The organism is Mycobacterium sp. NGS48 (assembly GCF_059812585.1).
The window spans coordinates 399,371-425,636 of record NZ_JCALCY010000003.1 but is presented as its reverse complement, the minus strand read 5'-3'; the positions used below and the strand labels follow the sequence as shown (position 1 = coordinate 425,636).

The 26,266-nt window shown below is 67.4% G+C and carries 24 protein-coding genes; 9 read left to right on the top strand and 15 right to left on the bottom strand.

What is annotated here, in order from left to right; translation table 11 throughout:
* Window positions 1-2: 2 nt before the first annotated feature.
* Window positions 3-395: a PaaI family thioesterase gene (locus AC5Y42_RS08900; RefSeq protein ID WP_499897407.1), complete on the bottom strand. Its 393-nt coding sequence runs from the start codon at window positions 393-395 to the stop codon at window positions 3-5.
* Window positions 396-473: 78 nt separating this feature from the next.
* On the bottom strand, window positions 474-2,249 hold the full coding sequence (gene aspS, locus AC5Y42_RS08895; RefSeq protein ID WP_499897406.1) for an aspartate--tRNA ligase: 1,776 nt from the start codon (window positions 2,247-2,249) through the stop codon (window positions 474-476).
* Between the two features lie 67 nt (window positions 2,250-2,316).
* On the opposite strand from aspS, the gene AC5Y42_RS08890 reads away from it, so the two are divergent.
* The gene (locus AC5Y42_RS08890; protein ID WP_499897404.1) at window positions 2,317-3,198 is read left to right on the top strand and encodes an oxidoreductase; all 882 of its coding nucleotides are present in this window, start codon (window positions 2,317-2,319) and stop codon (window positions 3,196-3,198) included.
* Window positions 3,199-3,285: 87 nt separating this feature from the next.
* Window positions 3,286-4,164, top strand: coding sequence for a KPN_02809 family neutral zinc metallopeptidase (gene ypfJ, locus AC5Y42_RS08885; RefSeq protein WP_499897402.1), 879 nt, complete (start codon window positions 3,286-3,288; stop codon window positions 4,162-4,164).
* Here the strand turns inward: ypfJ and AC5Y42_RS08880 are convergent.
* From AC5Y42_RS08880 to AC5Y42_RS08870, 3 genes are read right to left on the bottom strand one after another with little or no spacing between them, the layout of a single operon-like run.
* A complete protein-coding gene (locus tag AC5Y42_RS08880; protein ID WP_499897400.1) occupies window positions 4,161-5,171 on the bottom strand; it encodes an Rv2578c family radical SAM protein in 1,011 nt (336 codons plus the stop codon). The genes ypfJ and AC5Y42_RS08880 overlap by 4 nt on opposite strands.
* Window positions 5,172-5,201: 30 nt before the next feature.
* Complete coding sequence (locus AC5Y42_RS08875; RefSeq protein ID WP_499897398.1) at window positions 5,202-6,080, bottom strand: dihydrodipicolinate synthase family protein; 879 nt, start codon at window positions 6,078-6,080, stop codon at window positions 5,202-5,204.
* A 15-nt stretch (window positions 6,081-6,095) separates the two neighbouring features.
* Window positions 6,096-6,881 carry an aldolase gene (locus AC5Y42_RS08870; protein ID WP_499897396.1) on the bottom strand — a complete coding sequence of 262 codons (786 nt, stop codon included), beginning with the start codon at window positions 6,879-6,881 and terminating at the stop codon, window positions 6,096-6,098.
* A 156-nt stretch (window positions 6,882-7,037) separates the two neighbouring features.
* On the opposite strand from AC5Y42_RS08870, the gene AC5Y42_RS08865 reads away from it, so the two are divergent.
* Both AC5Y42_RS08865 and AC5Y42_RS08860 read left to right on the top strand, forming a co-directional pair.
* Window positions 7,038-8,591: a purple acid phosphatase family protein gene (locus AC5Y42_RS08865; protein ID WP_499897395.1), complete on the top strand. Its 1,554-nt coding sequence runs from the start codon at window positions 7,038-7,040 to the stop codon at window positions 8,589-8,591.
* A gap of 77 nt (window positions 8,592-8,668) precedes the next feature.
* Window positions 8,669-9,904 (top strand): acyl-CoA dehydrogenase family protein, encoded by a 1,236-nt coding sequence (locus AC5Y42_RS08860; RefSeq protein WP_499897393.1) that lies wholly within the window; start codon window positions 8,669-8,671, stop codon window positions 9,902-9,904.
* Between the two features lie 74 nt (window positions 9,905-9,978).
* Here the strand turns inward: AC5Y42_RS08860 and hisS are convergent, their stop codons facing one another.
* Together hisS and AC5Y42_RS08850 are read right to left on the bottom strand one after the other, a co-directional pair.
* Entirely contained in the window at window positions 9,979-11,241 is a 1,263-nt protein-coding gene (gene hisS / locus AC5Y42_RS08855; RefSeq protein ID WP_499897391.1) for a histidine--tRNA ligase, read from the bottom strand.
* Window positions 11,242-11,298: 57 nt separating this feature from the next.
* Entirely contained in the window at window positions 11,299-11,958 is a 660-nt protein-coding gene (locus AC5Y42_RS08850; protein ID WP_499897389.1) for an MBL fold metallo-hydrolase, read from the bottom strand.
* A gap of 90 nt (window positions 11,959-12,048) precedes the next feature.
* On the opposite strand from AC5Y42_RS08850, the gene AC5Y42_RS08845 reads away from it, so the two are divergent.
* Together AC5Y42_RS08845 and AC5Y42_RS08840 are read left to right on the top strand one after the other, a co-directional pair.
* Window positions 12,049-12,924 carry a peptidylprolyl isomerase gene (locus AC5Y42_RS08845; RefSeq protein ID WP_499897388.1) on the top strand — a complete coding sequence of 292 codons (876 nt, stop codon included), beginning with the start codon at window positions 12,049-12,051 and terminating at the stop codon, window positions 12,922-12,924.
* A gap of 21 nt (window positions 12,925-12,945) precedes the next feature.
* Window positions 12,946-13,782, top strand: coding sequence for a peptidylprolyl isomerase (locus AC5Y42_RS08840; protein ID WP_499897386.1), 837 nt, complete (start codon window positions 12,946-12,948; stop codon window positions 13,780-13,782).
* 158 nt (window positions 13,783-13,940) lie between these two features.
* Here AC5Y42_RS08840 and AC5Y42_RS08835 read toward each other — a convergent pair whose 3' ends face one another.
* The 6 genes from AC5Y42_RS08835 to yajC all read right to left on the bottom strand — a co-directional run bounded on the left by AC5Y42_RS08835 (window position 13,941) and on the right by yajC (window position 21,827).
* Window positions 13,941-16,304 (bottom strand): RelA/SpoT family protein, encoded by a 2,364-nt coding sequence (locus AC5Y42_RS08835; RefSeq protein ID WP_499897383.1) that lies wholly within the window; start codon window positions 16,302-16,304, stop codon window positions 13,941-13,943.
* A gap of 49 nt (window positions 16,305-16,353) precedes the next feature.
* Window positions 16,354-16,878 (bottom strand): adenine phosphoribosyltransferase, encoded by a 525-nt coding sequence (locus AC5Y42_RS08830; protein ID WP_499897381.1) that lies wholly within the window; start codon window positions 16,876-16,878, stop codon window positions 16,354-16,356.
* Entirely contained in the window at window positions 16,875-18,527 is a 1,653-nt protein-coding gene (locus AC5Y42_RS08825) for an ABC transporter substrate-binding protein (protein ID WP_499897379.1), read from the bottom strand. Before AC5Y42_RS08825 ends, AC5Y42_RS08830 begins: the two co-directional genes overlap by 4 nt.
* 4 nt (window positions 18,528-18,531) lie before the next feature.
* Window positions 18,532-19,773 (bottom strand): protein translocase subunit SecF, encoded by a 1,242-nt coding sequence (gene secF, locus AC5Y42_RS08820; RefSeq protein WP_499897376.1) that lies wholly within the window; start codon window positions 19,771-19,773, stop codon window positions 18,532-18,534.
* A gap of 4 nt (window positions 19,774-19,777) precedes the next feature.
* On the bottom strand, window positions 19,778-21,433 hold the full coding sequence (gene secD / locus AC5Y42_RS08815) for a protein translocase subunit SecD (RefSeq protein ID WP_499897374.1): 1,656 nt from the start codon (window positions 21,431-21,433) through the stop codon (window positions 19,778-19,780).
* A gap of 70 nt (window positions 21,434-21,503) precedes the next feature.
* Window positions 21,504-21,827 carry a preprotein translocase subunit YajC gene (gene yajC, locus AC5Y42_RS08810; RefSeq protein ID WP_499897372.1) on the bottom strand — a complete coding sequence of 108 codons (324 nt, stop codon included), beginning with the start codon at window positions 21,825-21,827 and terminating at the stop codon, window positions 21,504-21,506.
* A gap of 59 nt (window positions 21,828-21,886) precedes the next feature.
* Between yajC and AC5Y42_RS08805 the strand changes: the two genes are divergently transcribed.
* Together AC5Y42_RS08805 and AC5Y42_RS08800 are read left to right on the top strand one after the other, a co-directional pair.
* Entirely contained in the window at window positions 21,887-22,558 is a 672-nt protein-coding gene (locus AC5Y42_RS08805) for a nitroreductase family protein (RefSeq protein ID WP_499897370.1), read from the top strand.
* A 58-nt stretch (window positions 22,559-22,616) separates the two neighbouring features.
* Window positions 22,617-22,862 carry a hypothetical protein gene (locus AC5Y42_RS08800; RefSeq protein WP_499897369.1) on the top strand — a complete coding sequence of 82 codons (246 nt, stop codon included), beginning with the start codon at window positions 22,617-22,619 and terminating at the stop codon, window positions 22,860-22,862.
* 4 nt (window positions 22,863-22,866) lie between these two features.
* Here AC5Y42_RS08800 and AC5Y42_RS08795 read toward each other — a convergent pair whose 3' ends face one another.
* Window positions 22,867-24,285: a serine/threonine-protein kinase gene (locus tag AC5Y42_RS08795; RefSeq protein WP_499897368.1), complete on the bottom strand. Its 1,419-nt coding sequence runs from the start codon at window positions 24,283-24,285 to the stop codon at window positions 22,867-22,869.
* Window positions 24,286-24,378: 93 nt separating this feature from the next.
* On the opposite strand from AC5Y42_RS08795, the gene gabT reads away from it, so the two are divergent.
* Entirely contained in the window at window positions 24,379-25,719 is a 1,341-nt protein-coding gene (gabT, locus tag AC5Y42_RS08790; RefSeq protein ID WP_499897366.1) for a 4-aminobutyrate--2-oxoglutarate transaminase, read from the top strand.
* Between the two features lie 172 nt (window positions 25,720-25,891).
* On the opposite strand, the gene AC5Y42_RS08785 is transcribed toward gabT, so the two are convergent.
* On the bottom strand, window positions 25,892-26,134 hold the full coding sequence (locus AC5Y42_RS08785) for a hypothetical protein (RefSeq protein ID WP_499897365.1): 243 nt from the start codon (window positions 26,132-26,134) through the stop codon (window positions 25,892-25,894).
* Between the last annotated feature and the right edge of the window lie 132 nt (window positions 26,135-26,266).

Below are 26,266 nucleotides of genomic sequence, written 5' to 3'. Positions count from 1 at the left end.
GGCTATCCGGTCAGCACGGCCTGGGTCTGGGTGACCTGGGCGACCAATTTCCCGCGGTCGTCGGTGAGATTGGTCTGCGCGACGATAGTGGTTCGGCCGACGTGCAGTGGCTCGCAATTGGCAGTGACAGTGCCCGCGCGCACGGCCCGGAATAGGTTCGTTTTCGACTCAATTGTGGCGGTGCCTGCTCCCGGCGGAAGGTTTGCCACCGCGCATAGCGCGCCGATCGTGTCAGCGAACGCCATCAGCGCTCCCCCGTGCATGATCCCGCCCGAGGTGCACCGGTCTTCGGTCCAATCCATGGTGGCGGTCACCCGCTGCGGCGTGACCTCGACGACGTCGATTCCCAGGGTGCCGGCGAACGGGATGAGAGCAGCCAGGTTGTTGGTGTCCATGTACGCAGCTTGCCCGACCCGCGTTATCCGCTTCGTCGAAATCGACCGTTAGCGCTCAAATGAGCGCGGAAATCGGCTCTACCGTCGATCTCGATCCTCGGGCCGGGCATCGATCCCGGATTCCTTGCGCTGCTGCGCGGTGATCGGTGCCGGCGCGTCGGTCAGCGGGTCCACACCACCGCCGGATTTCGGGAACGCGATGACTTCCCGGATGGAATCCATGTCGGCCAGCAGCGCGGTGATGCGGTCCCAGCCGAACGCGATGCCGCCGTGTGGCGGTGCCCCGAAGGTAAAGGCGTCCAACAGGAATCCGAATTTCTCCTGTGCTTCCGCCGCGTCGATGCCCATCATCGCGAACACCCGCTCCTGGATGTCGCGGCGGTGAATACGAATCGAGCCGCCGCCGATTTCGTGGCCGTTGCACACGATGTCGTAGGCGTCGGCCAGCGCGCTGCCCGGGTCGGTGTCGAAGGTGGCCTCCGATTCCGGTTTGGGCGCGGTGAACGCGTGGTGCACCGCGGTCCAGGCGCCGGCGCCGACGGCAACCTCGCCGGCTGCGGCGGCCTCGTCGGCCGGCTCGAACAGCGGAAAGTCCACCACCCACGTCAGCGCCCAGGCGGCCGGGTCGATCAGGTCCAGTCGCTTGGCGATCTCGATGCGGGCCGCGCCCAGCAGCGCGCGCGAGGTCTTCGGCGGCCCGGCCGAGAAGAAGATGCAATCGCCGGGTCCGGCGCCGACATACTCGGCCAGGCCGGCACGTTCGGTGTCGGCGAGGTTCTTGGCCACCGGGCCGGACAGCGCGCCGTCCTCGCCCACCAGCACGTAGGCCAGCCCCTTGTGCCCGCGCTGCTTGGCCCAGTCCTGCCAGCCGTCCAGCGTCCGTCGCGGCTGCGACGCCCCGCCCGGCATCACCACCGCGCCGACATACGGGGCCTGGAACACCCGAAAGGTGGTGTCTTTGAAGAACTCTGCGCATTCGACGAGCTCCAGCCCGAACCGCAGGTCGGGCTTGTCGGAGCCGAACCGCCGCATCGCCTCGGCATAGCTGATCCGCGGCAACGGCAACGGCAGGTCGTAGCCGATCAACGCCCACAGCGCCCGGAGTACCTGTTCGGAGATCGCCAATACGTCGTCGGCGTCGGCGAAGCTCATCTCCATGTCGAGCTGGGTGAACTCCGGCTGGCGGTCGGCGCGGAAATCCTCGTCGCGGTAGCAGCGGGCGATCTGGTAGTAGCGCTCCATGCCCGCGACCATCAGCAGCTGCTTGAACAGCTGGGGGCTTTGCGGCAGGGCGTAGAACGAGCCCGGCTGCAGCCGGGCCGGAACCAGGAAGTCGCGGGCGCCCTCCGGCGTGGAGCGGGTCATCGTCGGTGTCTCGATCTCGACGAAGTCGTGGTCGGCCAGCACCGCACGCGCGGCGGCGTTCACCTTGGAGCGCAACCGGATTGCCCCGCCGGGCCCGTCGCGGCGCAGGTCGAGGTAGCGGTACTTCAGCCGAGTCTCCTCGCCGGCGGATTCGTCGAGCTGAAACGGCAGCGGCGCGCACTCGCCCAGGACGGTCAGCGCCGTCGCGTTGACTTCGATCTCGCCGGTGGCGATGTCCGGGTTGGCGTTGCCATCCGGACGGATCTCGACCACACCCTCGACGGCGATGCAGAATTCGGCGCGCAGTCGGTGCGCCTGCTCCAGCACATCAGCCGCGCGGAACACCACCTGAGACACGCCGGATGCGTCGCGCAGGTCGATAAAGATCACCCCGCCGTGGTCGCGGCGGCGCGCCACCCAACCGGCCAACGTCACCTTCTGACCGGCATCGGCGGCACGCAACGAACCGGCGACGTGACTGCGCAGCACGAACTACTCCTCTGCAAACGGTTGGGAACGACAGCCCAGTCTAGAGGCGGTAATTTCAACGCTCGTCATGGATATTGCCCTTGTCGGTCCCGGTGCTGTCGGCACGACGGTCGCGGCGTATCTGCACGCGGCCGGTCACCGGGTACTGCTGTGCGGACGAACCCCGCGTGACCGGATCGAACTGCGGCCCGACGGCGCCGATCCGATCGTGGTGCCGGGCCCGGTGCACACGCAGCCGAGCGAGATCAGCGGCCCCGTCCAGATCGTCCTCCTGGCGGTCAAAGCCACTCAGAACGACGCCGCAGCCGGCTGGCTGGCCCGCTTGTGCGATGTGCACACCACCGTGGCCGTGCTGCAGAACGGGGTGGAGCAGGTCGAGCAGGTACAGCCGCATTGCCCGTCGTCAACGGTGGTGCCGGGGATCGTCTGGTACAGCGCCGAGACCCATCCGGACGGGTGGGTGCGGCTACGCACCGAACCGCGGCTGGTGCTGCCCACCGGACCGGCCGCGGACTGGCTCGCCACGGTGTTGCGCGAGGCCGGCTGCGTGGTGGACTGCGAACCGGACTTCACCACCGCGGCCTGGCGCAAGCTGCTGGTGAATGCGCTGGCCGGGCTGATGGTGTTGACCGGCCGGCGGTCCGGCATGTTCGGGCGCGACGACATGGCCGCATTGAGTCGCCGCTACGTCGCCGAATGCCTGGCCGTGGCCCGCGCCGAGGGCGCCGACCTCGGCGACGACGTGGCCGACGAGCTGGTCGAGATGTTCCGCCGCGCCCCGAGCGATATGGGCACCTCGATGCTGGCCGACCGGGAGGCTCACCGGCGGCTGGAGTGGGATATCCGCAACGGGGTGATCGTCCGCAAGGCGCGCACGCATGGCCTGGCCACGCCGATCAGCGACGTCGTCGTACCGCTGCTGGCCGCCGCCAGCGACGGCCCGGGCTGAGCCCCGCGGCGGTCATCCACCGGCGCGCCGAACCGTAGTGTGAAAAGCTGATCCGGCGACCCGACCTAGCGGCAAACGGAGCGTGCGATGACCTTCAACGAGGGTATGCAGATCGACACCAGCACCACGTCGTCGTCCGGCGGCGGCGGTCGGCGGATGGCGATCGGCGGCGGTCTGGGCGGGCTGGTGATCGTGGTAGTGGCCATGTTCCTCGGCGTCGATCCGGGCAATGTGCTCAGCCAGCAACCGATGAACACCAACCAGGACGTCGCGCCGGGCTTTGACTTGAACACCTGCCGCACCGGGGCCGACGCCAACAAGTACGTGCAGTGCCGCGTGGTGGCCACCGGCAACTCGGTGGACGGGGTGTGGAAGCAGCTGATGCGCGGCTACACCCGCCCTCACGTGCGGCTGTTCAGCGGCCAGGTCAGCACCGGCTGCGGGGCGGCCACCAGCGACGTCGGCCCGTTCTACTGTCCGCTGGACAAGACGGCGTATTTCGACACCGACTTCTTCGACGTGCTCAAAACCCAGTTCGGTTCCAGCGGTGGGCCGTTGGCGCAGGAATACGTGGTCGCGCACGAGTTCGGCCACCATGTGCAGAACCTCCAGGGCGTACTCGGCCGCGCCCAGCCGGGCGCGCAGGGTTCCGGCGGCAACGGCGTGCGCACCGAGCTGCAGGCCGACTGCTATGCCGGGGTGTGGGCGCACTACGCATCGATCACCAAGCAGGAAAGCACCGGCGTGCCGTTCCTGGAGCCGCTGAGCGACAAGGACATCGACGACGCACTGTCGGCGGCGGCGTCGGTGGGCGACGACCGTATTCAACGCAAGGCGACCGGGCGCACCAACCCCGAGTCGTGGACCCACGGGTCGTCCGAGCAGCGGCAGCACTGGTTCACCGTCGGCTATCAGACCGGTGACCCCAACCAGTGCGACACCTTCCGGGCGGGAGAACTCGGCTAGAACAGCGTTGGCTGCAAAGCCTCGGCGGCCAGGCCCGGTGGTGCGGGATTGAGTCGCCGCTGATCACCGGTCAGACCGTATTTGGCGATCAGCGGCGTAACCCGGTCTCGCAGCTCGTCGCGGTACTGCTGCGGCAGATAGGCGCTGCGCCGGTACAACTCGCGATACCGGCCGAGCAGCTCCGGGTGGGTGCGGGCCAACCACGACAAGAACCAGCCGCGCGTCGACCCGCGCAGATGCAGGCCCAGCACCGTCACACCGGTCGCACCCGCGGCGGCGATCTGGCTCAGCAGGCTGTCGAGCTGTTCGGCGGAATCGGTCAGGTGCGGCAGTACCGGCGCCACCATCACATGGCAGTCCAGGCCGGCATCGCGGATCGCCGCGATCAGCCCCAACCGCGCCCGAGGCCCGGGAGTACCCGGTTCCACGGCCGCATGCAACTCGGCATCGCCGACGGCCAGGGAGACGGCCACCCGGACCGGGATCTGCCCGGCGGCGTCGGCGAGCAACGGCAGGTCGCGCCGCAGCAGGGTGCCCTTGGTCAGGATCGACAGCGGCGTGCCCGACTCCGCGAGCGCATCGATGATGCCGGGCATCAACGCATAGCGACCCTCGGCGCGCTGATAGGGATCGGTGTTGGTACCCAAGGCGACGGTCTCGCGGCGCCAGGATTTACGGCGCAGCTCACTCCGCAGCACGTCGACGATATTCGTCTTGACGACGACCTGGGTGTCGAAGTCGTTGCCGCAGTTGAATTCCAGATACTCGTGGGTGGGCCGGGCAAAACAGTAACGGCAGGCATGCGAGCAACCGCGATAGCCGTTGACGGTGTACCGGAACGGCAAGACAGCGGTGTTGGCGATCTTGTTCAGCGCCGACTTGCACAGCACCTCGTGGAACGTGATGCCGTCGAACTGCGGGGTCCGTACGCTGCGGACGAGTCCGATCCGCTGCAAACCGGGCAGCGCGCCGTCATCGACGTCGATGCCCTGGGTGTCCCACCGCATACCCCATTCGAACGCCAGTTCGAGTTCCTGTCAAGCGGGCAGCAGTTTGCGCAACGTATCGCGGCCCTCGTCGTCGAGCGGCAGCAGCGGACGGCGCGGGTCTCCGACGCCGGCACCGAGCAGCTCCAATCCGGCCTTGACGGTCGTGGCGAGGCCGCCGGCGACGATGAACTGCAACAGCGGTTTGAGGTCGTCGTAGATCTTCTGCGCTTTGTCCAGATCGCCGGCCCGCACAGCGTCGTACAAGTCGATGCATGGCTGCGGTCGCAGGCACGGGGCGGCCGTGCACCATCCGGCGGCGCCAGCCCGCAGCGCGTCGAGCACCAGCGGGTTGCTGCCGTTGTAGAACGGCAGCCGGCCACCGCTGAGCTCCGCGATGCGCTGCATCCGGGACAGGTCGCCGGTGGACTCCTTGACCATCGTGAGGTTCTCGATGCTCTCGAACATGTGCACCAAAAGCTCCGGGCTCATGTCGATGCCACTGGTGGCCGGGTTGTTGTAGGCCATGATCGGAATTCCGATCGCCTCGCCGATGCTGCGGTAGTGCGTGACGATCTCGCGCTCGGTCAGCTTCCAGTAGGACACCGGCAGGATCATCACCGCGTCGGCGCCGGCCTTCTCGGCCACCTGCGCACGCCGAATCGTGTTGGCAGTGGTCAGGTCTGACACCCCGACGACGACGGGCACCCGGCCGTCGACGGCGGCGATGGTCGTGTCGACGACGGTGTTGAACTCGCCTTCGTCGAGATAGGCCAGCTCGCCGGTGCTACCGAGCGGGGCAATCGCGTGGACACCGGCGCGCACCAACCGGTCGACCAGCGCGGTCAACGCCGTGGTGTCGATCGGGTCCGTGAAATCGGCGGTGAACGGAGTCACCGGGTAGGCGATGATGCCGTGAATTGTCGGCACTGCGGACTCCTTCGGTCAGCTCGTCAAGGCATCGGGGTGTTGCGTGAGCGCGCGGCGCGCATAGTAGGCGAAATTCGCCCGGCTACGTTCCGGCCGCAGCGTCCAGTCGTGGGCTTCGCGGGCCAGCTTCTCCGGTAGGTCCTTGATGGCGCCGGCCGACATGGCGGCCAGCTGCAGTTTGGCCGCACGCTCGATGAGCACCGCCAGCGAACACGCCTCCTCGACGCTGGCACCGGCCACGATCTGGCCGTGGTGAGCCAGCAGGATGGCCTTTTTGTCGCCGAGGGCAGCGCTGATGATCTCGCCCTCCTCGTTGCCGACCGGAACCCCCGGCCAATCCGCCAGAAACGCACAGTCATCGTAGAGCGGCGTGGTGTCCATCTGGGACACCACCAGCGGAACCTCCAGCATGGCCAGTGCGGCGACGTGGAAGGCGTGGGTATGGACGATGCACTGCACGTCGGGCCGGGCGCGGTAGATCCAGCTGTGAAAACGGTTGGCGGGGTTGGCCATCCCGTCGCCGTCGAGCACATTGAGGTCCTCGTCGACGAGTAGCAGGTTGGCGTCGGTGATCTCGTCGAAGCCCAGTCCCAGCCGCTGGGTGTAATAGGTGCCCGGCTCCTCCGCGCGAGCGGTGATCTGTCCGGCCAACCCTGAATCGTGGCCCTGGTCGAACAGGGCGCGGCAGGTCAGCGCCAGCTTCTGGCGGGTCGACAACGCCGACTCACCGACATTGGCGGCCAAGCTGTCTTGTGCACGCCGCATCAAGTCAGCTTTGGAATCGGTGAACGTGGTGGCCATCAGCGGCTCCCTGAATCGTAGGGATATGACACTCACAATTACAGTAGGACACTTTGTGTCATGGTGCAAACCCTGCGCGCTCGGGTCCTGTGCGCAGGCTAGCGGAGCGTTACCGCCAACGCAGAAATCTGCTCCCGGGTGCGGTATGAAACAAAGATGAGCGACGAGTCGGGCATCAGCCGCCGCACGCTGTTGACGGCCGGGGCGGCGGCGATTGCGGGAGTGGGCATCGGCGGTGCCGGAGCAACGCTGCTGCGCTCACCCGGACCGGCCGTGTGGACGCAGCCCGACGGCAGCGGTGCGCAGCCGGCGCGAGGCCTGCATCTGCAATTCGGCCGGAACGCCGCCACCGACGTGGTGGTGTCCTGGCAGACCACCGACGCGGTACGCAACCCGCGGGTACTGGTGGGCATGCCGACGTCGGGCTTCGGCCGCACGGTACAAGCCGAAACCCGCACCTACCGGGACGCCAAGTCGCGCAGTGAGGTTCGCGTCTACCATGCGGCGCTGACCGGTCTGGCTCCGGACACCGATTACGTCTACGCGGCGGTGCATGATGGCACCAGCCCAGAGCTGGGCACCGTGCGCACTGCGCCGTCGGGGCGGAAGCCGTTGTGTTTCACCAGCTTCGGCGATCAGGCCACTCCGACGCTCGGCAGGCTGACGGGCACCACGTATACCAGCGACAACCTGGGCTCGCCGGCCGCCGCGGACACCACGACCGCGATCGAGCGCATCGGCCCGTTGTTCAACTTGGTCAACGGCGACCTGTGTTACGCCAACCTCGCCCACGATCGGATCCGCTCCTGGACCGATTGGTTCGACAACAACTCACGCTCGGCGCGCTACCGGCCCTGGATGCCGGCGGCGGGAAACCACGAAAACGAATTGGGCAACGGCCCAGTCGGATTCGAGGCTTACCAGACCTACTTTGCGCTGCCAGATTCGGGAGCCGACCCGGCGCTGCGCGGACTGTGGTATTCGTTCACCGCGGGATCGGTGCGGGTGATCAGCCTGTCCAACGACGACGTGTGCTTCCAGGACGGCGGCAATTTCTATGTGCACGGCTATTCCGGTGGTGCGCAGAAGCGTTGGCTGGAAGCCGAACTCGCCGATGCGCGGCACGCCCCCGACGTGGACTGGGTGGTCGTGTGCATGCACCAGACGGCGATCTCGACCACCGACCGCACCAACGGCGCCGACCTCGGCATCCGCCAGGAGTGGCTGCCGCTGTTCGACCGCTACCAGGTCGATTTGGTGGTGTGCGGTCACGAACACCACTACGAACGCTCGCATCCCGTGCGCGGAGCGCTGGACGGCGAAACGAGAACCCCCCGACCGGCCGACACCCGCGCCGACCTCATCGACGCCACCAAGGGCACCGTGCACGTAGTGATCGGCGGAGGTGGCACGTCGGCGCCGTCGAACACGATGTTTTTCGACCGGCCCCAATGTCGCGTCGTGACCGGCGTCGGCCGACTCAATCCCGCGACCGGACGCAAAGCACCGATCTATGTCGTGGAGGACGCGCCATGGTCGGCGTTTCGCGACCGCACGCATCCCTACGGCTTCGCGGCCTTCGATGTCGACCCGGGCCCTCCCGGCGGCAACACATCGATCACCGCGACGCACTACGCGATTACCGGATCGCTCGGTGCGCTCACCGTCGTCGACCAATTCACCTTGACCAAGCCACGGGGTGGGCCGTGACCTCTGGTAACGTCATTTCCGTTTACGACGAATGAGACTCTCGGGAGGCGCCGCATGCCGTCACGTGAGCTGCCGTCATGATCGCACCTCCGCGCACCAGCGAGTCGGTGGCCGAGTTCGCCCAGCGGGCCCGCGGGTGGCTGGCTGCGACGATGCCGCGCATCGAGTCAGGCAATCCGCCGTTTGCCGATCGCGGCGTGTCGGAGTCGTGGCAGCGGGCCCGCGAACTGCAGCGGCGACTCTACGACGACGGGTTCGCCGGGATCTGTTTCCCGGTCGAGTACGGCGGGCTAGGGCTGAGCATCGAATACCAGAAGGCCTTCGACGCCGAGAGCGCCGGTTACGAGATGCCGCTGATCCTCAACACGCCGACCTTCACGATCTGCTGCGCGACAATTCTGGATACCGGCAGCGAAGAGCAGAAGCGTCAACACATTTCGGCGGCACTGCGTGGCGACGAGGTACTGGTTCAGCTGCTCTCCGAGCCCAGCGGCGGATCGGATCTGGCCGGCGTGATCACTCGCGCCGAGCGGCGCGACGGCAGATGGGTGGTCAACGGCGCGAAGACCTGGAGCACCGGAGCGTTCGCCGCCGACTACGGCCTGCTGCTGGCCAGGACGAATTGGGCAGTGCCCAAGCATGACGGGCTGACCATGTTCTTGGTGCGCATCGACAGCCCCGGAATGACGTTGCGGCGCATCAAGCAAGTCAACGGTTCCACCGAGTTTTGCGAAGAGTTCTTCGACAACCTGGAGCTCAGCGACGACGAGGTGCTCGGCGAGGTCGACAAAGGCTGGGACGTCGCGTCGCGCCAGCTCTATCACGAACGGCGCGCCGTCGGCGGCGGCTCGGAGTTCGCCAGCGGCAGCGGCAGCGAGAACGCCCAGGAGAAGACACCCGACTACGGCGTCCTGCTGCAGGCGATCGGACAGACCGGCAACGACCGTGTCCGCGAGAAGGCCGGCCGGGCGCTGGTGCATCGCGCGGTGCGTGATCAGCTGATCGACCACGTCTACCGCGGTGTGCTCGAAGGCTCGCTACCCCCGGCCGCCGGGACGCTGATTCGGCTTTTCCACGCCGAGGCCATCGAACTCGAGGTCGACACCACATTGGCGATCGCGGGCAGCTTCGGTGTGGTCGGCGAACTGCTCGCCGTCGGCGAACGCTATCTGTCCCGGCAGACCGCGGCGCTCGGCGGCGGCAGTACCGAGATGGCGCGCAACGTGATCGGCGAACGGATGCTGGGCTTTCCGCGTGAACACGCAGCCGATCGCGGTGTGCCGTTCAACCAGGTCAAGCACAACCGGAGCTGAGGGCCTTTCTGCGCGAGCGTGCGTGTTCCCGGTCGACACGCCGGGCTGATAGCCGGGAACACGCACGCTCGCGGTCAAGAGGTGAGTCGCGAAAGCACCTCGGCCACAACCGTGTCCGTCGCAACGTCCACCTGCTCGCCCGAGCCGAGGTCTTTGACGCCGACGATGCCTTCCTCGATCTCGCGGTCACCGGCCACCAGCGCCAACCGGGCGCCCGATCGGTCGGCGGCACGCATCGCACCCTTGAGTCCACGGCCGCCGTAGGCCAGGTCCACCCGCACGCCGGCGACACGCAGTTGGCCGGCCAGCGTCGCCAGCCGCAGCTTGGCCTGCTCGCTGAGCGGCACTCCGAACACGTCGCAACGAGTCGTCGCGCCAACGGTTTTGCCCTCGGCCTGCAACGCCAGCATGGTGCGGTCCACGCCGAGACCGAACCCGATGCCGGACAGGTCCTGGCCACCCAGCAGGCGCATCAGCCCGTCGTAGCGGCCGCCGCCGCCGATACCCGACTGCGCCCCCAGCCCGTCGTGCACGAATTCGAAGGTGGTCTTGGTGTAGTAGTCCAGCCCGCGCACCATCCGCGGGTTGATCACATACGGCACGCCGAGCGCGTCGAGATGAGCCTGCACTGTCTCGAAATGCTGCTTGGCGACATCGGAGAGGTGGTCGATCATCACCGGCGCGTCCGCGGTCATCGCTTTGATCTCCGGGCGCTTGTCGTCGAGCACCCGCAGCGGGTTGAGCTCGGCGCGCCTGCGGGTCTCCGGATCCAGGTCGAGCGCAAACAGGAAGTCCTGCAACAGCTCTCGGTATTGCGGACGGCAGGTGTCATCACCCAGTGAGGTGAGTTCCAGGCGAAACCCCGTCAAACCCAGAGAACGGAAGCCGGCGTCGGCGACGGCGATCACCTCGGCGTCCAGCGCGGGGTCGTCGACCCCGATGGCCTCCACCCCGACCTGCTGCAGCTGGCGGTAGCGGCCGGCCTGCGGGCGCTCGTAGCGAAAGAACGGACCCGCGTAGCACAGCTTGACCGGGAGCGCGCCGCGGTCCAGCCCGTGCTCGATGACCGCGCGCACCACCCCGGCGGTGCCTTCCGGGCGCAGCGTCACCGACCGGTCGCCGCGGTCGGCGAAGGTGTACATCTCCTTGGACACCACATCGGTGGACTCCCCCACCCCGCGCGCGAACAGCGCAGTGTCCTCGAAGATCGGCAACTCGATGTCGCTGTAGCCGGCGCGCCGTGCCGCGTCGAGCAACCCGTCGCGCACCGCGACGAACCGCGCCGCATCCGGCGGGACGTAATCCGGTACACCCTTGGGTGCCTGGAACTGAGTCACTTTGCGCCGCTCCTCCTCATCGCTGCGCTCTGCATCGTCGCCGGCGCGGGGCCACGCTCACAGCCCTTCGAGGAAGGGGTTGTGCCGGCGTTCGGCGCCGATCGTGGTCTTGGGGCCGTGTCCGGGCAGGACCACGGTCTTGTCGTCGAGGACCAGCAGTTTGTCGGCGATCGAGCACAGCAGGTCGCGGCCGCTGCCGCCGAACAGGTCGGTGCGCCCTACCGAGCGCTCGAACAGCGTGTCGCCAGTGAGCACGATGTCGGACCCGTCGCCGGTCACCCGGAACACCACCGACCCCCGGGTGTGGCCCGGGGTGTGGTCGACGGTGACGGTGATGTCGGCCAGGTCGATCTTGTCGCCGTCGCGGTCGAGTTCGACGACCTGCTTGGGCTCGCGGAACATCGCCGCCAGCAGGGCCTGGCCCAGCCGCGGGCCGAATCCTTTGATCGGATCGGTCAGCATGAACCGGTCTTCGGGGTGGATGTAGGCCGGGCAACCGAAGGTGTCGGACACCTTCTGGGCTGACCAGATGTGGTCGATGTGGCCGTGGGTGAGCAGTACCGCCGCCGGGGTGAGCCGATTCTCGTCGAGGATGCGCCGCAGCGGGCCCATGGCGCGCTGACCGGGATCGACGATGATGGCGTCGGCCCCGGGATGCGGCGCCAGCACATAGCAGTTGCACTGCAGCAACCCGGCGGGAAACGCGGAAATCAACACGATCCCCAGTTTCCCACGTTGCGCCTGACTGCTGGCACTCTGGCACACTCTGTGCTGACCCACGCGAACGATCGAGGAGGGACTTCGGCGGTGCCGACCAACGAACAGCGACGGGCGACAGCCAAGCGCAAACTCGAACGCCAGCTGGAACGCCGCGCCAAGCAGGCCCGTCAGCGCAGGATTGCGGCGATCATCGCCGGATCGGTCGCAGCGGTGGTCGTCATCGCCGCGGTGGTCATCACTGTGCTGGTGACCAACACGGACAAGAACGAGAAAGCGTCGGGAACCGAGGGCGGTGCGACGACCACTCAGAGCGCGGCTCCGGCGGGGCCGCCGCTGCCGTCGTTCACGCCGTCGGCTGATCTGGGCGCCAACTGCCAATACCCGCCGTCCCCGGACCTGGCCAGCAAGCCGGTGAAACCGCCGCGGACCGGCAAGGTGCCGACCGAGCCGGCCCAGATCAGCGTCAGCATGGTCACCGACCAGGGCAAGGTCGGTCTGCAACTGGCCAATGCGAAATCCCCCTGCACGGTGAACAGTTTCGCCAGCCTGGCCCAGCAGGGCTTCTTCAACGACACTCAGTGCCACCGGCTGACCACCTCACCGACGCTGGGCGTGCTGCAGTGCGGCGACCCCAAGGGCGACGGCACCGGCGGCCCGGGTTACCAGTTCGCCAACGAATACCCCACCGATCAATACCCGTCGAACGATCCCAAAGCCAAGGAGCCGGTCGTCTACCCGCGCGGGACGCTGGCGATGGCCAATTCCGGCCCGGACACCAACGGCAGCCAGTTCTTCATGGTGTACCACGATTCGCAGCTGCCGCCGGAATACACGGTGTTCGGCACCATCCAGGACGACGGGCTGGCGACGCTGGACAAGATCGCCAAGGCCGGCGTCGCCGGCGGCGGCGAAGACGGCCCACCCGCTACCCCGGTCACCATCAAGTCGGTACTGCTGGACTGACCGAAGGAGCTTGTGGCGCAAATGAATAAATCCGGCAAGACGTTGTCGACGCCGACAATCCTGCTCATCGCCGGCGGTGTCATCGCCGTGCTCGTCGCGGTCGTCGCGGTGGTCGCCGTCAACCGCGACTCGGAAAAGACGACCAGCACCGGCACCCCGGAAACCAGTGCGTCACCGTGGGCGCCGCCCAGCGCCTCACCGCGATCGGCGCCGCCGGCGAATGGACAATTGCCGCCTTTTACCCCGACCGAGCATCTGGGCTCCGACTGCCAATACCGGCCGTCGACGGATCCGGCCAGCAAGCCGGTAGACCCGCCCCGGACGGGCAAGGTGCCAACCGACCCGGCGCAAGTCAGCGTCAGCATGGTCACCGACCAGGGCAATGTCGGCCTGCAACTGGCCAACAATCAATCCCCTTGCACGGTCAATAGTTTCGTTAGCCTGGCGCAGCAGGGCTTCTTCGACGGCACCCAATGTCACCGGCTGACCACCTCGCCGAGCCTGAGCGTGCTGCAGTGCGGCGACCCGAAAGGCACCGGCGCCGGCGGCCCGGGCTATCAGTTCGCCAACGAATATCCGACCGATCAATTTCCGCCATACGATTTAGCGCTGAATCAACCGGTCGTCTACCCGCGCGGCACACTCGCGATGGCCAATGCCGGGCCAGGGACCAACGGCAGTCAGTTCTTCATGGTTTACCAGGACTCGCAGCTGCCACCGCAGTACACGATTTTCGGGACCATTCAAGACGATGGGCTGGCCATGCTGGACAAGGTCGCTGCCGCCGGTGTTGAGGGCGGCGGCACGGACGGGACGCCCGCCACCAAAGTCACGATCACGTCGGTGCGGTTGGACTGAGCAGGCCGCGAAACTGCAGCCAGCGCTGTAGTTTTCGAGAAATCACGACCGTAGCTGCAGTTTCGCGGAGCAAGCCGCCAACTCTCGCCGCGAGCGTGCGTGTTCCCGGCCGCACGCTCGGCGTGTCGGCCGGGGACACGCACGCTCGCGCAAGAAAATTAGGCCGCGGACGTCACCCGGTAGACGTCGTAGACGCCTTCGACATTGCGGACCACGTCGAGCAGATGCCCGAGATGCTTCGGGTCGCCCATCTCAAAGGTGAAGCGGCTGATGGCAACCCGGTCACCGGATGAGGTGGTCACCGAGGCCGACAAGATGTTCACCTTCTCGTCGGCGAGCACCTTGGTCACGTCGGAGAGCAACCTGTGCCGGTCCAGCGCTTCGACTTGAATGGCCACCAGGAACACCGACGACGGCGACGGCGCCCAGTGCACCTCAATGATCCGCTCGGCCTGCTGCTGCAGCGACGCGGCGTTGGTGCAGTCGGTGCGATGCACGCTGACCCCGCCGCCGCGGGTGACGAACCCCAGGATCTGATCCCCGGGCACCGGCGTGCAGCATTTGGCCAGCTTCGTCAACACCCCCGGGGCACCGGGCACCGCGACCCCGACATCGTCGGTGCTGCGCGGACGCCGCGGCATCGTCGCGGGGGTGGACCGCTCGGCGAGGTCCTCTTCGGCCTGATCGATACCACCGAGTTCGGCCAGCAACCGCTGCACGACGTGCTTGGCCGACACGTGGCCCTCGCCGACCGCGGTGTAGAGCGCGGACACGTCGGTGTAGTGCAGCTCATTGGCCACCGCCACCATCGATGCGCCGTTCATCAAGCGCTGCAACGGAAGTCCTACGCGGCGAACCTCGCGCGCCATCGCCTCCTTGCCGGACTCCAGCGCTTCCTCGCGACGCTCTTTGGCAAACCACTGACGAATCTTGGTCTTGGCGCGCGGTGACACCACAAACTGCTGCCAGTCTCGCGACGGCCCGGCGTTGAGTGCCTTAGAGGTGAAAACCTCGACGACTTCGCCGTTTTCCAGCTTGCGCTCCAGCGCCACCAGCCGACCGTTCACCCGGGCACCGATGCAGCGGTGGCCGACCTCGGTGTGCACGGCGTAGGCGAAGTCGACCGGTGTCGACCCGGTCGGCAGCGTGATCACATCGCCTTTCGGCGTGAACACGAAAATCTCTTGAACCGCAAGGTCATAACGCAACGACTCGAGGAACTCACCGGGGTCGGCGGCTTCCCGCTGCCAGTCGAGCAGTTGCCGCATCCAGGCCATGTCGTCGATCTCAGCGGCGGCATGTGGATGCGGAACTCCGTTGCGACCCTTGGCTTCCTTGTAACGCCAGTGCGCGGCAATACCGTACTCGGCGGTGCGGTGCATGTCGCGGGTGCGAATCTGCACCTCCAGTGGCTTGCCCTCCGGGCCGACAACCGTGGTGTGCAGCGACTGGTACACCCCGTAGCGGGGCTGGGCCATGTAGTCCTTGAACCGGCCGGCCATCGGCTGCCACAACGAATGCACCACGCCCACAGCGGCATAACAGTCCCGAATCTCCTCGCACAGAATCCGGATGCCGACCAGGTCGTGGATGTCGTCGAAGTCGCGGCCCTTGACGATCATCTTCTGGTAGATCGACCAATAGTGCTTGGGCCGTCCCTCGACCACCGCGTTGATCTTCGAGGCGGTCAGGGTGGCGATGATCTCGGCGCGCACCTTGGCCAGGTAGGTATCGCGCGACGGCGCCCGTCCGGCCACCAGCCGCACGATCTCCTCGTACTTCTTGGGATGCAGAATCGCGAAAGCCAGATCCTCCAGCTCCCACTTGACCGTGGCCATCCCCAGCCGATGTGCCAGCGGCGCAATCACTTCCAGCGTTTCGCGGGCTTTGCGAGCCTGCTTCTCCGGCGGCAGGAAACGCATCGTACGCATGTTGTGCAGCCGGTCGGCCACCTTGATCACCAACACCCGCGGGTCACGCGCCATTGCGGTGATCATTTTGCGGATCGTCTCGCCTTCGGCGGCGCTGCCCAGCACCACCCGGTCCAGCTTGGTCACCCCGTCGACGAGATGACCGACCTCTTCGCCGAACTCCTCGGACAACGCCGCCAGCGTGTACCCGGTGTCCTCGACGGTGTCGTGCAGCAGGGCGGCGACCAGCGTGGTGGTGTCCATGCCCAACTCGGCCAGGATGTTGGCGACCGCCAGTGGATGAGTGATGTAGGGATCCCCGGAATGCCGCATCTGGTCGGCGTGCCGTTGTTCGGCGACGTCGTAGGCGCGTTGCAACAGCGACACGTCGGCCTTGGGGTGGATCTCGCGGTGCACCGCCACCAGCGGCTCGAGCACGGGGTTGAGCGTGCTGCGCTGGGCGGTCATCCGCCGGGCGAGTCGGGCCCGAACCCGCCGCGACGCGCTGCTGGACGTCTTGAGCGTCTCCGCGGCCGGCGGTGCCTGCGGAATGTCGGCGATCTGCAGTGGTTGAGTGGGCTGCTGGACAGCCGTGCGCTGGTCATCCGCCACGTTCGTCACCTCCGATCACCCAGGATATCGCTCAACCACAATTGTCCCGCTAGATGCGACGCAAGCTGTGTACCGGCAGCGGCGCCACCACGTCGCGCCCGCCCAGCGCGGCGAGTTCCAGCACCACCGCGGCCATCGTCACCCGGGCGCCACTGTGGGTGAGCAGCCGGTGCGCCGCCGCGACGCTGCCGCCGGTGGCCAGCACGTCGTCGACGATGACCACACTGCGGCCGGCCAACTCGATGCCGTCGGCGGGGATCTCCAGGGTGGCGGTGCCGTACTCCAGATGGTAGGACTCGGCGAGCACTGGCGGCGGCAGCTTGCCGCCCTTGCGGATGGCCAGCATGCCGGTGCCGAGCCGGGCCGCCACCGCGCCGCCGACCAGGAAACCGCGGGCGTCGATGCCGGCGATCACCTCGGCGCCGGCGGCCACGTCGGCCAGCGCGTCGGTCACTGCGGCCAGCCCGCGCGGATCGGCAAACAGCGGGGTCAGATCCTTGAATTGGACACCCGCCGTGGGGAAGTCGGCCACCTCACGGGTCAACGACGCAATGAGATCGCCAGCCTGAGTCACCGCACCAGCACCCAGCGGTCCATATTCCAGCCGGCGCCCCAGCGGCTGGGGTTGGTGCCCACGGCATACATCTTCTTCGACATGAGCAGGCTGCGCTGCTGGCAGTACAGCGGCAGCGTCGGCATATCGGCCCACAGCACCGGCGCGCTCTCGGCCAGCAGCCGGACCAACTCGGCCGGGTCGGCGGATACCGCCAGCGCACTGATGATCCCGTCGATCTGGCCGTTGTGGTAGCCGGAAAGGTTGTTGCCGTTGCCGGCGTGCAGGGCGTAGGCGTCGATCGCCGAGGACCCGGTGGATCCGCTGCCGGTGGCGCCGCCGGTGCTGGCCAGCAGCACGTCGATCTGCCCGTCGCGCAGCGTCTGCGGGCCGGTGGCGTCGGAGGTGACGTCGGAGACGGTGATACCGGCCGGCGCACAGGCCTTGACGATCGCGCCGACGGTGGCGGCCAGCCGCGCGTTCGGTGCCCGGTAGCCGATCCGCACGGTCAGCGGCGCCTTGCCCAGCGCATCACGGGCGGCGTCCGGATTCGACCGGGCGAACTGCGCGGCCTCGGGAACGTTTTCGGCCTGGCTGATGGCGTCTTCGGCGGCGGTGTGCAGGCGCACATTGGCAATCGGCACGCCGGCGTCGCGGGCGATCACGTCGCGCGGGGTGCACAATGCGACCGCGCGGCGCGCACGAGTCTCGGACAGCGGACCGCCCGGGGCGAAGATCAGCTGCTGGATTCCATCCGACGGCGCGTCGATGCGCTGGTAGTCGTCCGGGGTGATCACCGACCCCGACGAACCGGTCGCCACGTCGACGACATCAACGCTCTGATTGTTGAGCCGGTCTTGGATGTCGGCTTTCTGCGGCCACACCGTGACCCGCTTGGTCATCGGCTTGGCGCCCCACCAGCGGTCATTGGCGACGAGCACCACCCCGCCGTCGTTCAGCACCGATTCGATCTTGTAGGGCCCCGACGATGGGAAATGCTTGGTGTCCAGACCGGGTTTGAGGTCCCAGATCGTGTTCCACAGCTGGGCGATGCGCTCGATGGCCGGCCCGTTGTTGACCATCACCGCGGCGGCCACGCTCATCTTCAGTTCGTCGGAGATGACGTGCGACGGCATCATCGTGGTGGCAGTGAACAGCTGGTGGTAGTCGACGACGTTGCGGTCCGGCTGGAATGACACCCGGGCCTTCTTCTGCCCGGGCTGACAGTCGATGGCGGCGATGTCGACGTAGCCGGCCTGGCTGGCGGCGTGGAAGGCGGGGTACCGGCCGGATTGGGCCGCCCACGCCAGCATCAGGTCGTCACAGGTGACCGGCTTGCCGTCGGAATAGACGGCCTTGTCGGCGATCTGGTAGTCCAGCACCAGCGGCGCGCCGCCCACCACCGACACCGTGCCGAAGTCGTGGTCGGCGACGACCTGCCCGTCGGGCCCGTGGTAGCCGAACCCGGTCAGGGTGCGGGCAAACGCCTGGGCACCGGCCGACGCGGCGCCGGTCACCGTGGTGGTGTTGTAGGTGACCAGCGCGCCGTCGACGGCGTAGCCGACGTGCCCGGCGGCACTACCCGAGCAGCCCGACAGGCTCGCGAGCCCCGCTGCTGCCACGATGGCCGCCAGACAGCTGGCGGCCACGCGCCGGGGCCAGGCAGCCATGCGGCTAGCTCTTGTTTCGCTTGCCGGTTGGCCGTACCGGCCGCGCGCCCGGCGCCGGCTTGTTCGAAGCGGGCTTGTTCGGAGCCGGCTTGTTCGAAACCGCCACGGTGTTCTGCCGGTCCGGCTCGTCCTCGGCCGATTCCGCGGGCTCCGAAGTCTTCTCGGAAGCGCCGCTGCGCCGGCGCAGCACCCGGCGGGTGTGCGTCCGCACCAACTCGGTGCGCTCACGCAGGCTCACCAGCAGCGGGGTAGCGAAGAAGATCGACGAGTAGGTACCCACGATGATGCCGACCAGCTGCACCAGCGCCAGGTCCTTCAACGTGCCCACACCCAACAGCCACACCGCCACCACCAGCAGCGCGACCACCGGCAACACCGAGATCAAGCTGGTGTTGATCGAGCGCATGAACGTCTGGTTGACCGCCAGGTTGGCCTGTTCGGCGAAGGTACGCCGGGTGGTGTGCTGGAAGCCGTGGGTGTTCTCCTCGACCTTGTCGAACACGATCACGGTGTCGTAGATGGAGAACCCGAGAATCGTCATCAACCCAATGACGGTCGCCGGGGTGACCTCGAAGCCGACCAGCGAATAGATGCCCGCGGTGACGGCGACGTCGAAGAACATCGCGACCAGCGCGGAGATCGCCATGTAGCGCTCGTAGCGCGCCGTGATGTAGATCGCGACCAACACCAAAAAGACCACCAGCGCGATCACGGCTTTCTTGGTGATCTGGCCGCCCCAGGTCTCCGAGACCGCCGAGTCGCTGATCGCCTGCTTGCTGGGCTTACCGTCGGGGCCTTTTGGCTGGAACCTGTCGAACAGCGCGTTGCGCAGCTTGGCCGTCTGGTCGTTGTCCAGGGGCATCGAACGGATCTGCACGGTCGCCGAGGCGCCGTTGCCGACGATCACCACCGACTCGGGGTCAGAGCCGATGACGTCGTGGTAGACCTCGGTCACCTGGCTGGTCTGAATGTCCCCCCGGGGCATCGACACCTTGGTTCCGCCCGCGAAGTCGATACCGAAGGTGAATCCGCGAAGCACGATGCTGGCGATCGCGATCGCGACAATCGCCCCGCTGACGCCGTACCACAGTCGGCGGCGGCCGACCACCTCGAACGCGCCGGTCCCGGTGTACAGCCGGGACAGAAAGTTGTGGTGCGGCAGCTGGGTGGCGCTGTCGTCGGCTTCGGCGCTCGTCGTCTCGGTGATTTCTGCGCTGTTCAAGGCTTCGCCTGCTTTTGCGGCCATCTCGCTACCCCCGTCCTGTGTGGGCTGCGGCGCGCCGCTCGCGCGCGACCTGCTGTACCGCGCCCAGGCCGTTGTACGCGGGCTTGCCCAGCGTCGGGGACTTCGACGCCAGATACACCAGCGGCCAGGTCACCAGGAACACCACGACAAGGTCGAGGACCGTGGTCAGGCCCAAGGTGAATGCGAAGCCCTTGACCTGTCCGATCGCCAGGAAGTACAGCACCGCGGCGGCCAGGAACGTCACCGCGTTGCCGGACACGATTGTCTTGCGGGCCCGCGCCCAACCACGAGGAACCGCTGACCGGAACGAACGGCCTTCGCGGATCTCGTCTTTGATGCGTTCGAAGAACACCACGAACGAGTCGGCGGTCGTGCCGATACCGATGATCAGCCCCGCGATCCCGGCCAGATCCAGCGTGTAGTTGATGTAGCGGCCCAACAGCACCAGGATCGCGAACACCATTGCGCCGGCAGCCACCAGCGACAGCGCCGTCAGCAATCCCAGTACCCGGTAGTACAGCAGCGAATACAGCAGCACCAGCACCAGCCCGATCGCACCGGCGATCAGTCCCGCTCGCAACGACGTCAAACCTAGTGTGGCCGAAACGGTCTCGGCTTCCGAGGATTCGAACGACAGCGGCAACGACCCGTACTTGAGCACGTTGGCGAGCTGGCGGGCGCTGTCGGCGGTGAACGCCGGGTCGCCGCCGGTGATCTGGGTTCGGCCGCCGGGGATCGCCTCACGGATCTGCGGTGCGCTGACCACCTGGGAGTCCAGTGTGAACGCGGTCTGGGTGCCGATGTGGGCGGCGGTGTAATCCGCCCAGATGTTGGCCGCCGCACTCTTGAACTGCACATCGACGACGTAACCGCTGCGCGGGTCGAGGCCCGAGGTGGCGTTCTGGATCTGGTCGCCGCTGATGATGGACGGCGCCAGCAGGTAGGCGGTTTTGTGGTCCTTGTCGCAGGTAATCAGCGGCAGGTTGGGGTCGTCGTTGCCGGCCAGGATGTCGTCTTTATCGCACTGGGTGGCCTGGTATTGCAGTCCGTAGAACTGGATGGCCTTGTCGGTGCTCTGCCGCCACTCCTTCTCTTTGGAGATGCGCTCGGCGAGGTCCTTGCGCGGATCCGCGGGCCCCGGCTGCACCGGCGACGGCGGCGGCTCCTGCGGGTAGGGCCGCGGCTGCGGCGGAGGCGCCTTCTGGTCTGTCGGCGCCGGTTCGTTGCCCGGCTTTTCACCCGCCGGCGTCGGCGACTCCTCCCGCGGCGGAGCGGCCTGGGCGGGCATGCCGTTGATCACCGGCCGGACGTACAGCCGTGCGGTCTGGCCCAGATTGCGGGCCTCGTTGCCGTCGTTCCCGGGCACGGTGATGACCAGGTTGTCGCCGTCGACAACAACCTCCGAACCCGAGACACCGAGCCCGTTGACCCGGGCACCGATGATCTGCTGAGCCTGCGACAGCGCATCCCTGGACGGCCGGGAGCCATCCGGTGTCCGTGCGGTCAACGTGACCCGGGTGCCGCCCTGCAGGTCGATGCCGAGCTTCGGTTCGGCCTGCTTGTCCCCGGTCAAAAAGACCAGCAGGTACACGCCGATGAGCATGACCAGAAAGATCGTCAGGTAACGGGCAGAGTGCACCGGCGACGAAGACGATGCCACGTTGTTGAGTCTCCTCGCTTACCGATCAGTTCGACTGCTCCCGCAAAGGGTACGTGCCGAGCGGCAGGACTTAGTCCTTGGGCAGTCGCTCCGGGTCGGCGGTGAGTTCGACGGCGCCGTCGTCGACCTCTTCGATCTCCGGGTCGATGCGGTCGCGGATCGCCATCTTCATCCAGGTGGTCACCACGCCCGGCGCGATCTCCAGGTCCACGGTGTCGTCGTTGAGGTCGGTGATCGTGCCCTGAAGCCCCGATGTGGTGTGCACCCGGTCGCCGATACCCAGCGACTCGTGCAGGTCGATGGTGGCCTGCATCACCCGCTTCTGACGCCGCGACGCAAAGAACATGAACGCCGCCAGGATAATCAGCAGCGGCAAGAAGACGAGCATATCCATGACCGCCAGTGTGCCATTGCGCCGTTCTGGGCCTTGACGAGCTACTCCATGATGAGGTGATGGAACTCCTTTCGGCGTTGCGCACTACCGGCGCAGTTCGCGACTTCACCGATCAGCCCGTCGACGACGCCACCGTGGCGCGGGTGCTCGATAACGCCCGGTTCGCGCCCAGCGGCGCCAACGCGCAGGCGTGGCGGATCGTGGTGATCAAAGACCCCGAGCGACGGCGCCGGCTGCGGGATCTGTATCAACGCGGTTCCCGCGACTACCTGGCGTTGACCGCCGCCGGGCTGCGGCCCTGGTCACCGACCAACGACCGCAACGCCGAGGCCAGCGCCCTGGCCGCCGGACAGTCCGACACCGCAGGAGCGTTCGCCGAACGCTTCGACCACGTCCCGGTCCTGCTTGCGCTGTTCGCCGACCTGTCGCTGCTGGCGGCGGTGGACCGCGACGCCGACCGGTACACCTTCGCCGGCGGTGCCTCGATCTACCCGTTCGCGTGGAGCATCCTGCTGGCAGCCCGCGAAGAAGGCCTGGGCGGGGTCATCACGACGATCGCGATCCGGGAGGAGCCGCAGGTCAAAGCTCTGCTCGCGGCTCCGGACCCGCTGGCGCTGGCCGCGGTGATCGCGCTCGGGCACCCGGTTCGCCAGCCGCGCACACTGCGCCGCGCGCCGGTCGCCTCGTTCGCCACCGTCGACACGATCGACGGCCCGGCGTTTGACGCATGACGCGGCCGTCAATACATAAGCTCATCGCACGGTTAACACGCATTCCTGGAGGTCTGTCATGAATAACCTCGTCGGCCGGTTGGCGGCCGCAGCCATGCTGGCGGCAGCAACGATGGCGGTCGTGGTGGTCGAGACACCAGCCCTGGGCTCGGCGGAGCCGCTGAACTGCCCCGAGGGCCAGTACTGGGAGCCCACCGGCAACGTCTGCCGCCCGCTGGGCACCGGCCCGCAACCCCTGAATTGCCCCGACGGCCAGTACTGGAACCCGGCCGACAACGTGTGCAAGCCACTCGGCCAACCCTGACCCGTCAATCGGAGGCGTAGTCGACCATCGGCTCCACGAAGTGCCGACCGTCGGACAGCATGATGGTCAAGCCGTCGCTACGTACCTCGTATCGGGTTCCGTCGACCGGGTTGACGACGTCGAATCCGCCGGATGAGCGGACCGCGTAGGCGAGTTCGATTGCGGCGCCGTCGCTGAGCCGAACGCCCCGGTAGTAGTAGCGGCTGGGCCCGGCTTGGCAGATCACCAGCACCGACTCGTCGGTGCGGGCCAGCACCGCGGGCCGGTTTCCCGGGTCACAGCGGGCGCCGGGATAGTCGATGAAACCCTGCGCATCGGCGCCCGGCAAGCTGAGCAGGGGTGGGGCGACCGGCGACGACGACGATGGCGGCGACGAGCGCGTGCTTGCCGGCGGGACCGCAACGTCGGCAGGGCGACCCGCCCCGAAACCCCACCACAGCGCGCCGGCCGCGGCGATCAGCACCGCAGCCGCCGCCGCGGCCAGCACCGGCCACCGGCGCCGGGAAGGCGTGGCCTGTTGGATGGAGGAGCCGGGATCGGTCGGGGGCTGATCGGGCTGCGTCGCCGCGGGCGGCGGGACCCCGGCCGACCAGACCCACGCCGTGTTGGCGGCCTGGGCAAGCTCGCCGGCAGACGGGAACCGCTCCCCCGGTTGTTTGGCCATCCCCCGAGCGATCACCTCGTCGAAGGCCGGACCGAGATCCGGCCGAATCTGGCTGGGCCGCGGCGGCGGAGTCAGCAAGTGGGCGCCCAACAGCTGGTCCAGTTCGCCCTGCGGGAACGGCGGTTGGCCGGTGAGGCATTCGTAGAGCACGCAGGTCAGCGAGTAGACGTCGGCGTGCGGTCCCACCGGTCCGCCGCTGAACCGCTCCGGGGCCATGTAGAGGTAGGTTCCGCTCAAGGTGGCGGCGTTGGTCCCGCTGGTACCCGAGGTCGAACGGGCAATACCGAAGTCGACGAGGTACGCAAAGTCGGTGCGGGTCAACAGCACGTTCTGCGGCTTCACGTCGCGGTGCAGCAGCCCGTCGGCGTGCGCAGCGTCGAGCGCCGCCGCCACCTGCGCGATGATCGACACCGCCCGCCCCGGGTCCAGCGCCCCGGTCTGGCGCAGCATGGCCTTGAGGTTGCCTCCTTCGACCAGCCGCATCTCGATGTAGAGAACGCCGTCGATTTCGCCGAAGTTGTGCACCGGGATGACGTGCGGTTCTTGCAGCCGCGCCACGAGTCGTGATTCGCGGCGGAACCGCTGCTGAAAAGTGGTGTCTGCGGCCAGTTCTGGGCGCAGCAGCTTGAGCGCGACCGTCCGGTCTTTGCCGGTGTCGTACGCCCGGTACACCTCGCCCATGCCGCCGCGGCCCAGCAACGCCTGCAGCTCGTAGGGCCCGAACATGGTGCCGATGCGTGAGCCTTCCGCGGAGGCCATATCGGCATCTTCTCAGGCAGTTCCCATAGTGATCGCGGTTTCGAGCGCTCGCCCGGAGGCGTTTCGGGTGTGGCCGCAACTAGGCTCGGGTACATGCCCACTCTCGAACAGAGTCGCCACCTCGTCACCGAAATCCCGGGCCCCGCATCGCTGGAATTGGCCAAACGCCGGTCTGCTGCGGTCGCCCGAGGTGTCCGCAGCACGATGCCGGTCTATGCCGTGCGTGCCGGCGGCGGCATCGTCGAAGACGTCGACGGCAATCGGCTCATCGACTTGAGTTCCGGCATCGCGGTCACCACGATCGGCAACGCCTCTCCGCGGGTCGTCGATGCGGTGCGCGGACAGGTCGCCGACTTCACCCACACCTGCTTCATGGTGACCCCCTACGAGCAGTACGTCGCCGTCGCCGAGCAGCTCAACCGGCTCACCCCGGGCTCCGGCGAGAAGCGCTCGGTGCTGTTCAACTCGGGTGCCGAAGCGGTGGAGAATGCGGTCAAGGTGGCCCGCGCCTTCACCCGCAAATCCGCGGTGGTCGCCTTCGACCACGCCTTCCACGGTCGCACCAACCTGGCCATGGCCCTGACCGCACAGTCGATGCCGTACAAGAGCGGCTTCGGGCCGTTTGCGCCGGAGATATATCGAGCGCCGCTGTCCTACCCGTATCGCGATCGGCTGCTCGATAAGGAGTTGGCCACCGACGGCGAACGGGCGGCCGCGCGGGCGATCCGCGTCATCGGCAGGCAGATCGGCGCGGACAACCTGGCCGCCGTCGTCATCGAGCCGATCCAGGGCGAAGGCGGCTTCATCGTGCCGGCCGAGGGGTTCCTACCGACCCTGCTGGAGTGGTGCCGCCAGAACGACGTCGTCTTCATCGCCGACGAAGTACAGACCGGATTCGCCCGCACCGGTGCGATGTTCGCGTGCGAGCACGAAGGCATCGAACCCGACCTGATCTGCACCGCCAAGGGCATCGCCGACGGGCTGCCGCTATCGGCGGTCACCGGCCGCGCCGAGCTGATGGACGCCTCCCACGTCGGTGGGCTGGGCGGCACGTTCGGGGGCAACCCGCTCGCCTGCGCGGCCGCACTGGCCACCATCGCGACCATCGAGAGCGACAACCTCATCGAGCGCGCACAGCACATCGGGCGGCTGATGACCGAGCGGTTGTTCCGGCTGCAGGCCGACGACGACCGGATCGGCGATGTGCGCGGTCGCGGCGCGATGATCGCCGTCGAGCTGGTGAAATCCGGCGGTACCGAACCCGACGCCGAGCTGACGAACAAACTGGCCACCGCCGCGCGCGCCGCCGGCGTCATCCTGCTGACCTGCGGCACCTTCGGCAATGTGGTGCGGTTCCTGCCGCCGCTGGCGATCAGCGACGAGTTGCTCACCGAAGGCCTCGACGTGCTGGCAGGGCTTCTCGCGGAGATGTGACGTCACGATAATCCCAGCTGTCGCAAAGAATTTGGGATGCGACGATGTGCCCGCCTCGTAGCGACAAATGACGGTGTGGCGCAGCCATTCGGCGGAGATGTGTTCACTCCGGACACTGCGGCTTCGTCAGTCACGCGAGAGGGGACGTTGTCGCTGGTGGGAAGGTGCCCGGCTACGAGCGATACTTGGCTTGCTCGCGTAATGCCAGCTCGCGTTTGTAGATCCGGTGCTCGGTACCGCGCGGCATCCAGCCGGGTCCATATCGACCGCGTCTCAGCCGACGGACCCGGCCGTAGCCCATTTCCCAGCGCAACGCGTCCGAGATGGATTTCGACGCCCGCCCGCCCACGGCAAAACCGTGTCGCGCGAGCGCATCGGCCAACTCGCCCACGGTGGCCGGCCCATGGCGAAACAACTACATTGTTAGGACGTAGCGGAGTTCGGTCCCCCGCAATAGCAGCGAGTCATTCATCGCCTGACCGTCGCATGGACGTCCGACAACCAGTCCCGTGTCGCTGATAGGCGGGCACATTGGGCATCACCACAT

Excerpts from the sequence above, each read along its gene's own strand:
- AC5Y42_RS08900 (WP_499897407.1), bottom strand. The coding sequence starts at position 395 with ATGGACACCAACAACCTGGCTGCTCTCATCCCGTTCGCCGGCACCCTG.
- AC5Y42_RS08890 (WP_499897404.1), top strand. The coding sequence starts at position 2,317 with ATGGATATTGCCCTTGTCGGTCCCGGTGCTGTCGGCACGACGGTCGCG.
- ypfJ (WP_499897402.1), top strand. The coding sequence starts at position 3,286 with ATGACCTTCAACGAGGGTATGCAGATCGACACCAGCACCACGTCGTCG.
- AC5Y42_RS08880 (WP_499897400.1), bottom strand. The coding sequence starts at position 5,171 with ATGCGGTGGGACACCCAGGGCATCGACGTCGATGACGGCGCGCTGCCC.
- AC5Y42_RS08870 (WP_499897396.1), bottom strand. The coding sequence starts at position 6,881 with ATGGCCACCACGTTCACCGATTCCAAAGCTGACTTGATGCGGCGTGCA.
- AC5Y42_RS08865 (WP_499897395.1), top strand. The coding sequence starts at position 7,038 with ATGAGCGACGAGTCGGGCATCAGCCGCCGCACGCTGTTGACGGCCGGG.
- AC5Y42_RS08860 (WP_499897393.1), top strand. The coding sequence starts at position 8,669 with ATGATCGCACCTCCGCGCACCAGCGAGTCGGTGGCCGAGTTCGCCCAG.
- AC5Y42_RS08840 (WP_499897386.1), top strand. The coding sequence starts at position 12,946 with ATGAATAAATCCGGCAAGACGTTGTCGACGCCGACAATCCTGCTCATC.
- AC5Y42_RS08825 (WP_499897379.1), bottom strand. The coding sequence starts at position 18,527 with ATGGCTGCCTGGCCCCGGCGCGTGGCCGCCAGCTGTCTGGCGGCCATC.
- secF (WP_499897376.1), bottom strand. The coding sequence starts at position 19,773 with ATGGCCGCAAAAGCAGGCGAAGCCTTGAACAGCGCAGAAATCACCGAG.
- yajC (WP_499897372.1), bottom strand. The coding sequence starts at position 21,827 with ATGGATATGCTCGTCTTCTTGCCGCTGCTGATTATCCTGGCGGCGTTC.
- AC5Y42_RS08805 (WP_499897370.1), top strand. The coding sequence starts at position 21,887 with ATGGAACTCCTTTCGGCGTTGCGCACTACCGGCGCAGTTCGCGACTTC.
- AC5Y42_RS08800 (WP_499897369.1), top strand. The coding sequence starts at position 22,617 with ATGAATAACCTCGTCGGCCGGTTGGCGGCCGCAGCCATGCTGGCGGCA.
- AC5Y42_RS08795 (WP_499897368.1), bottom strand. The coding sequence starts at position 24,285 with ATGGCCTCCGCGGAAGGCTCACGCATCGGCACCATGTTCGGGCCCTAC.
- gabT (WP_499897366.1), top strand. The coding sequence starts at position 24,379 with ATGCCCACTCTCGAACAGAGTCGCCACCTCGTCACCGAAATCCCGGGC.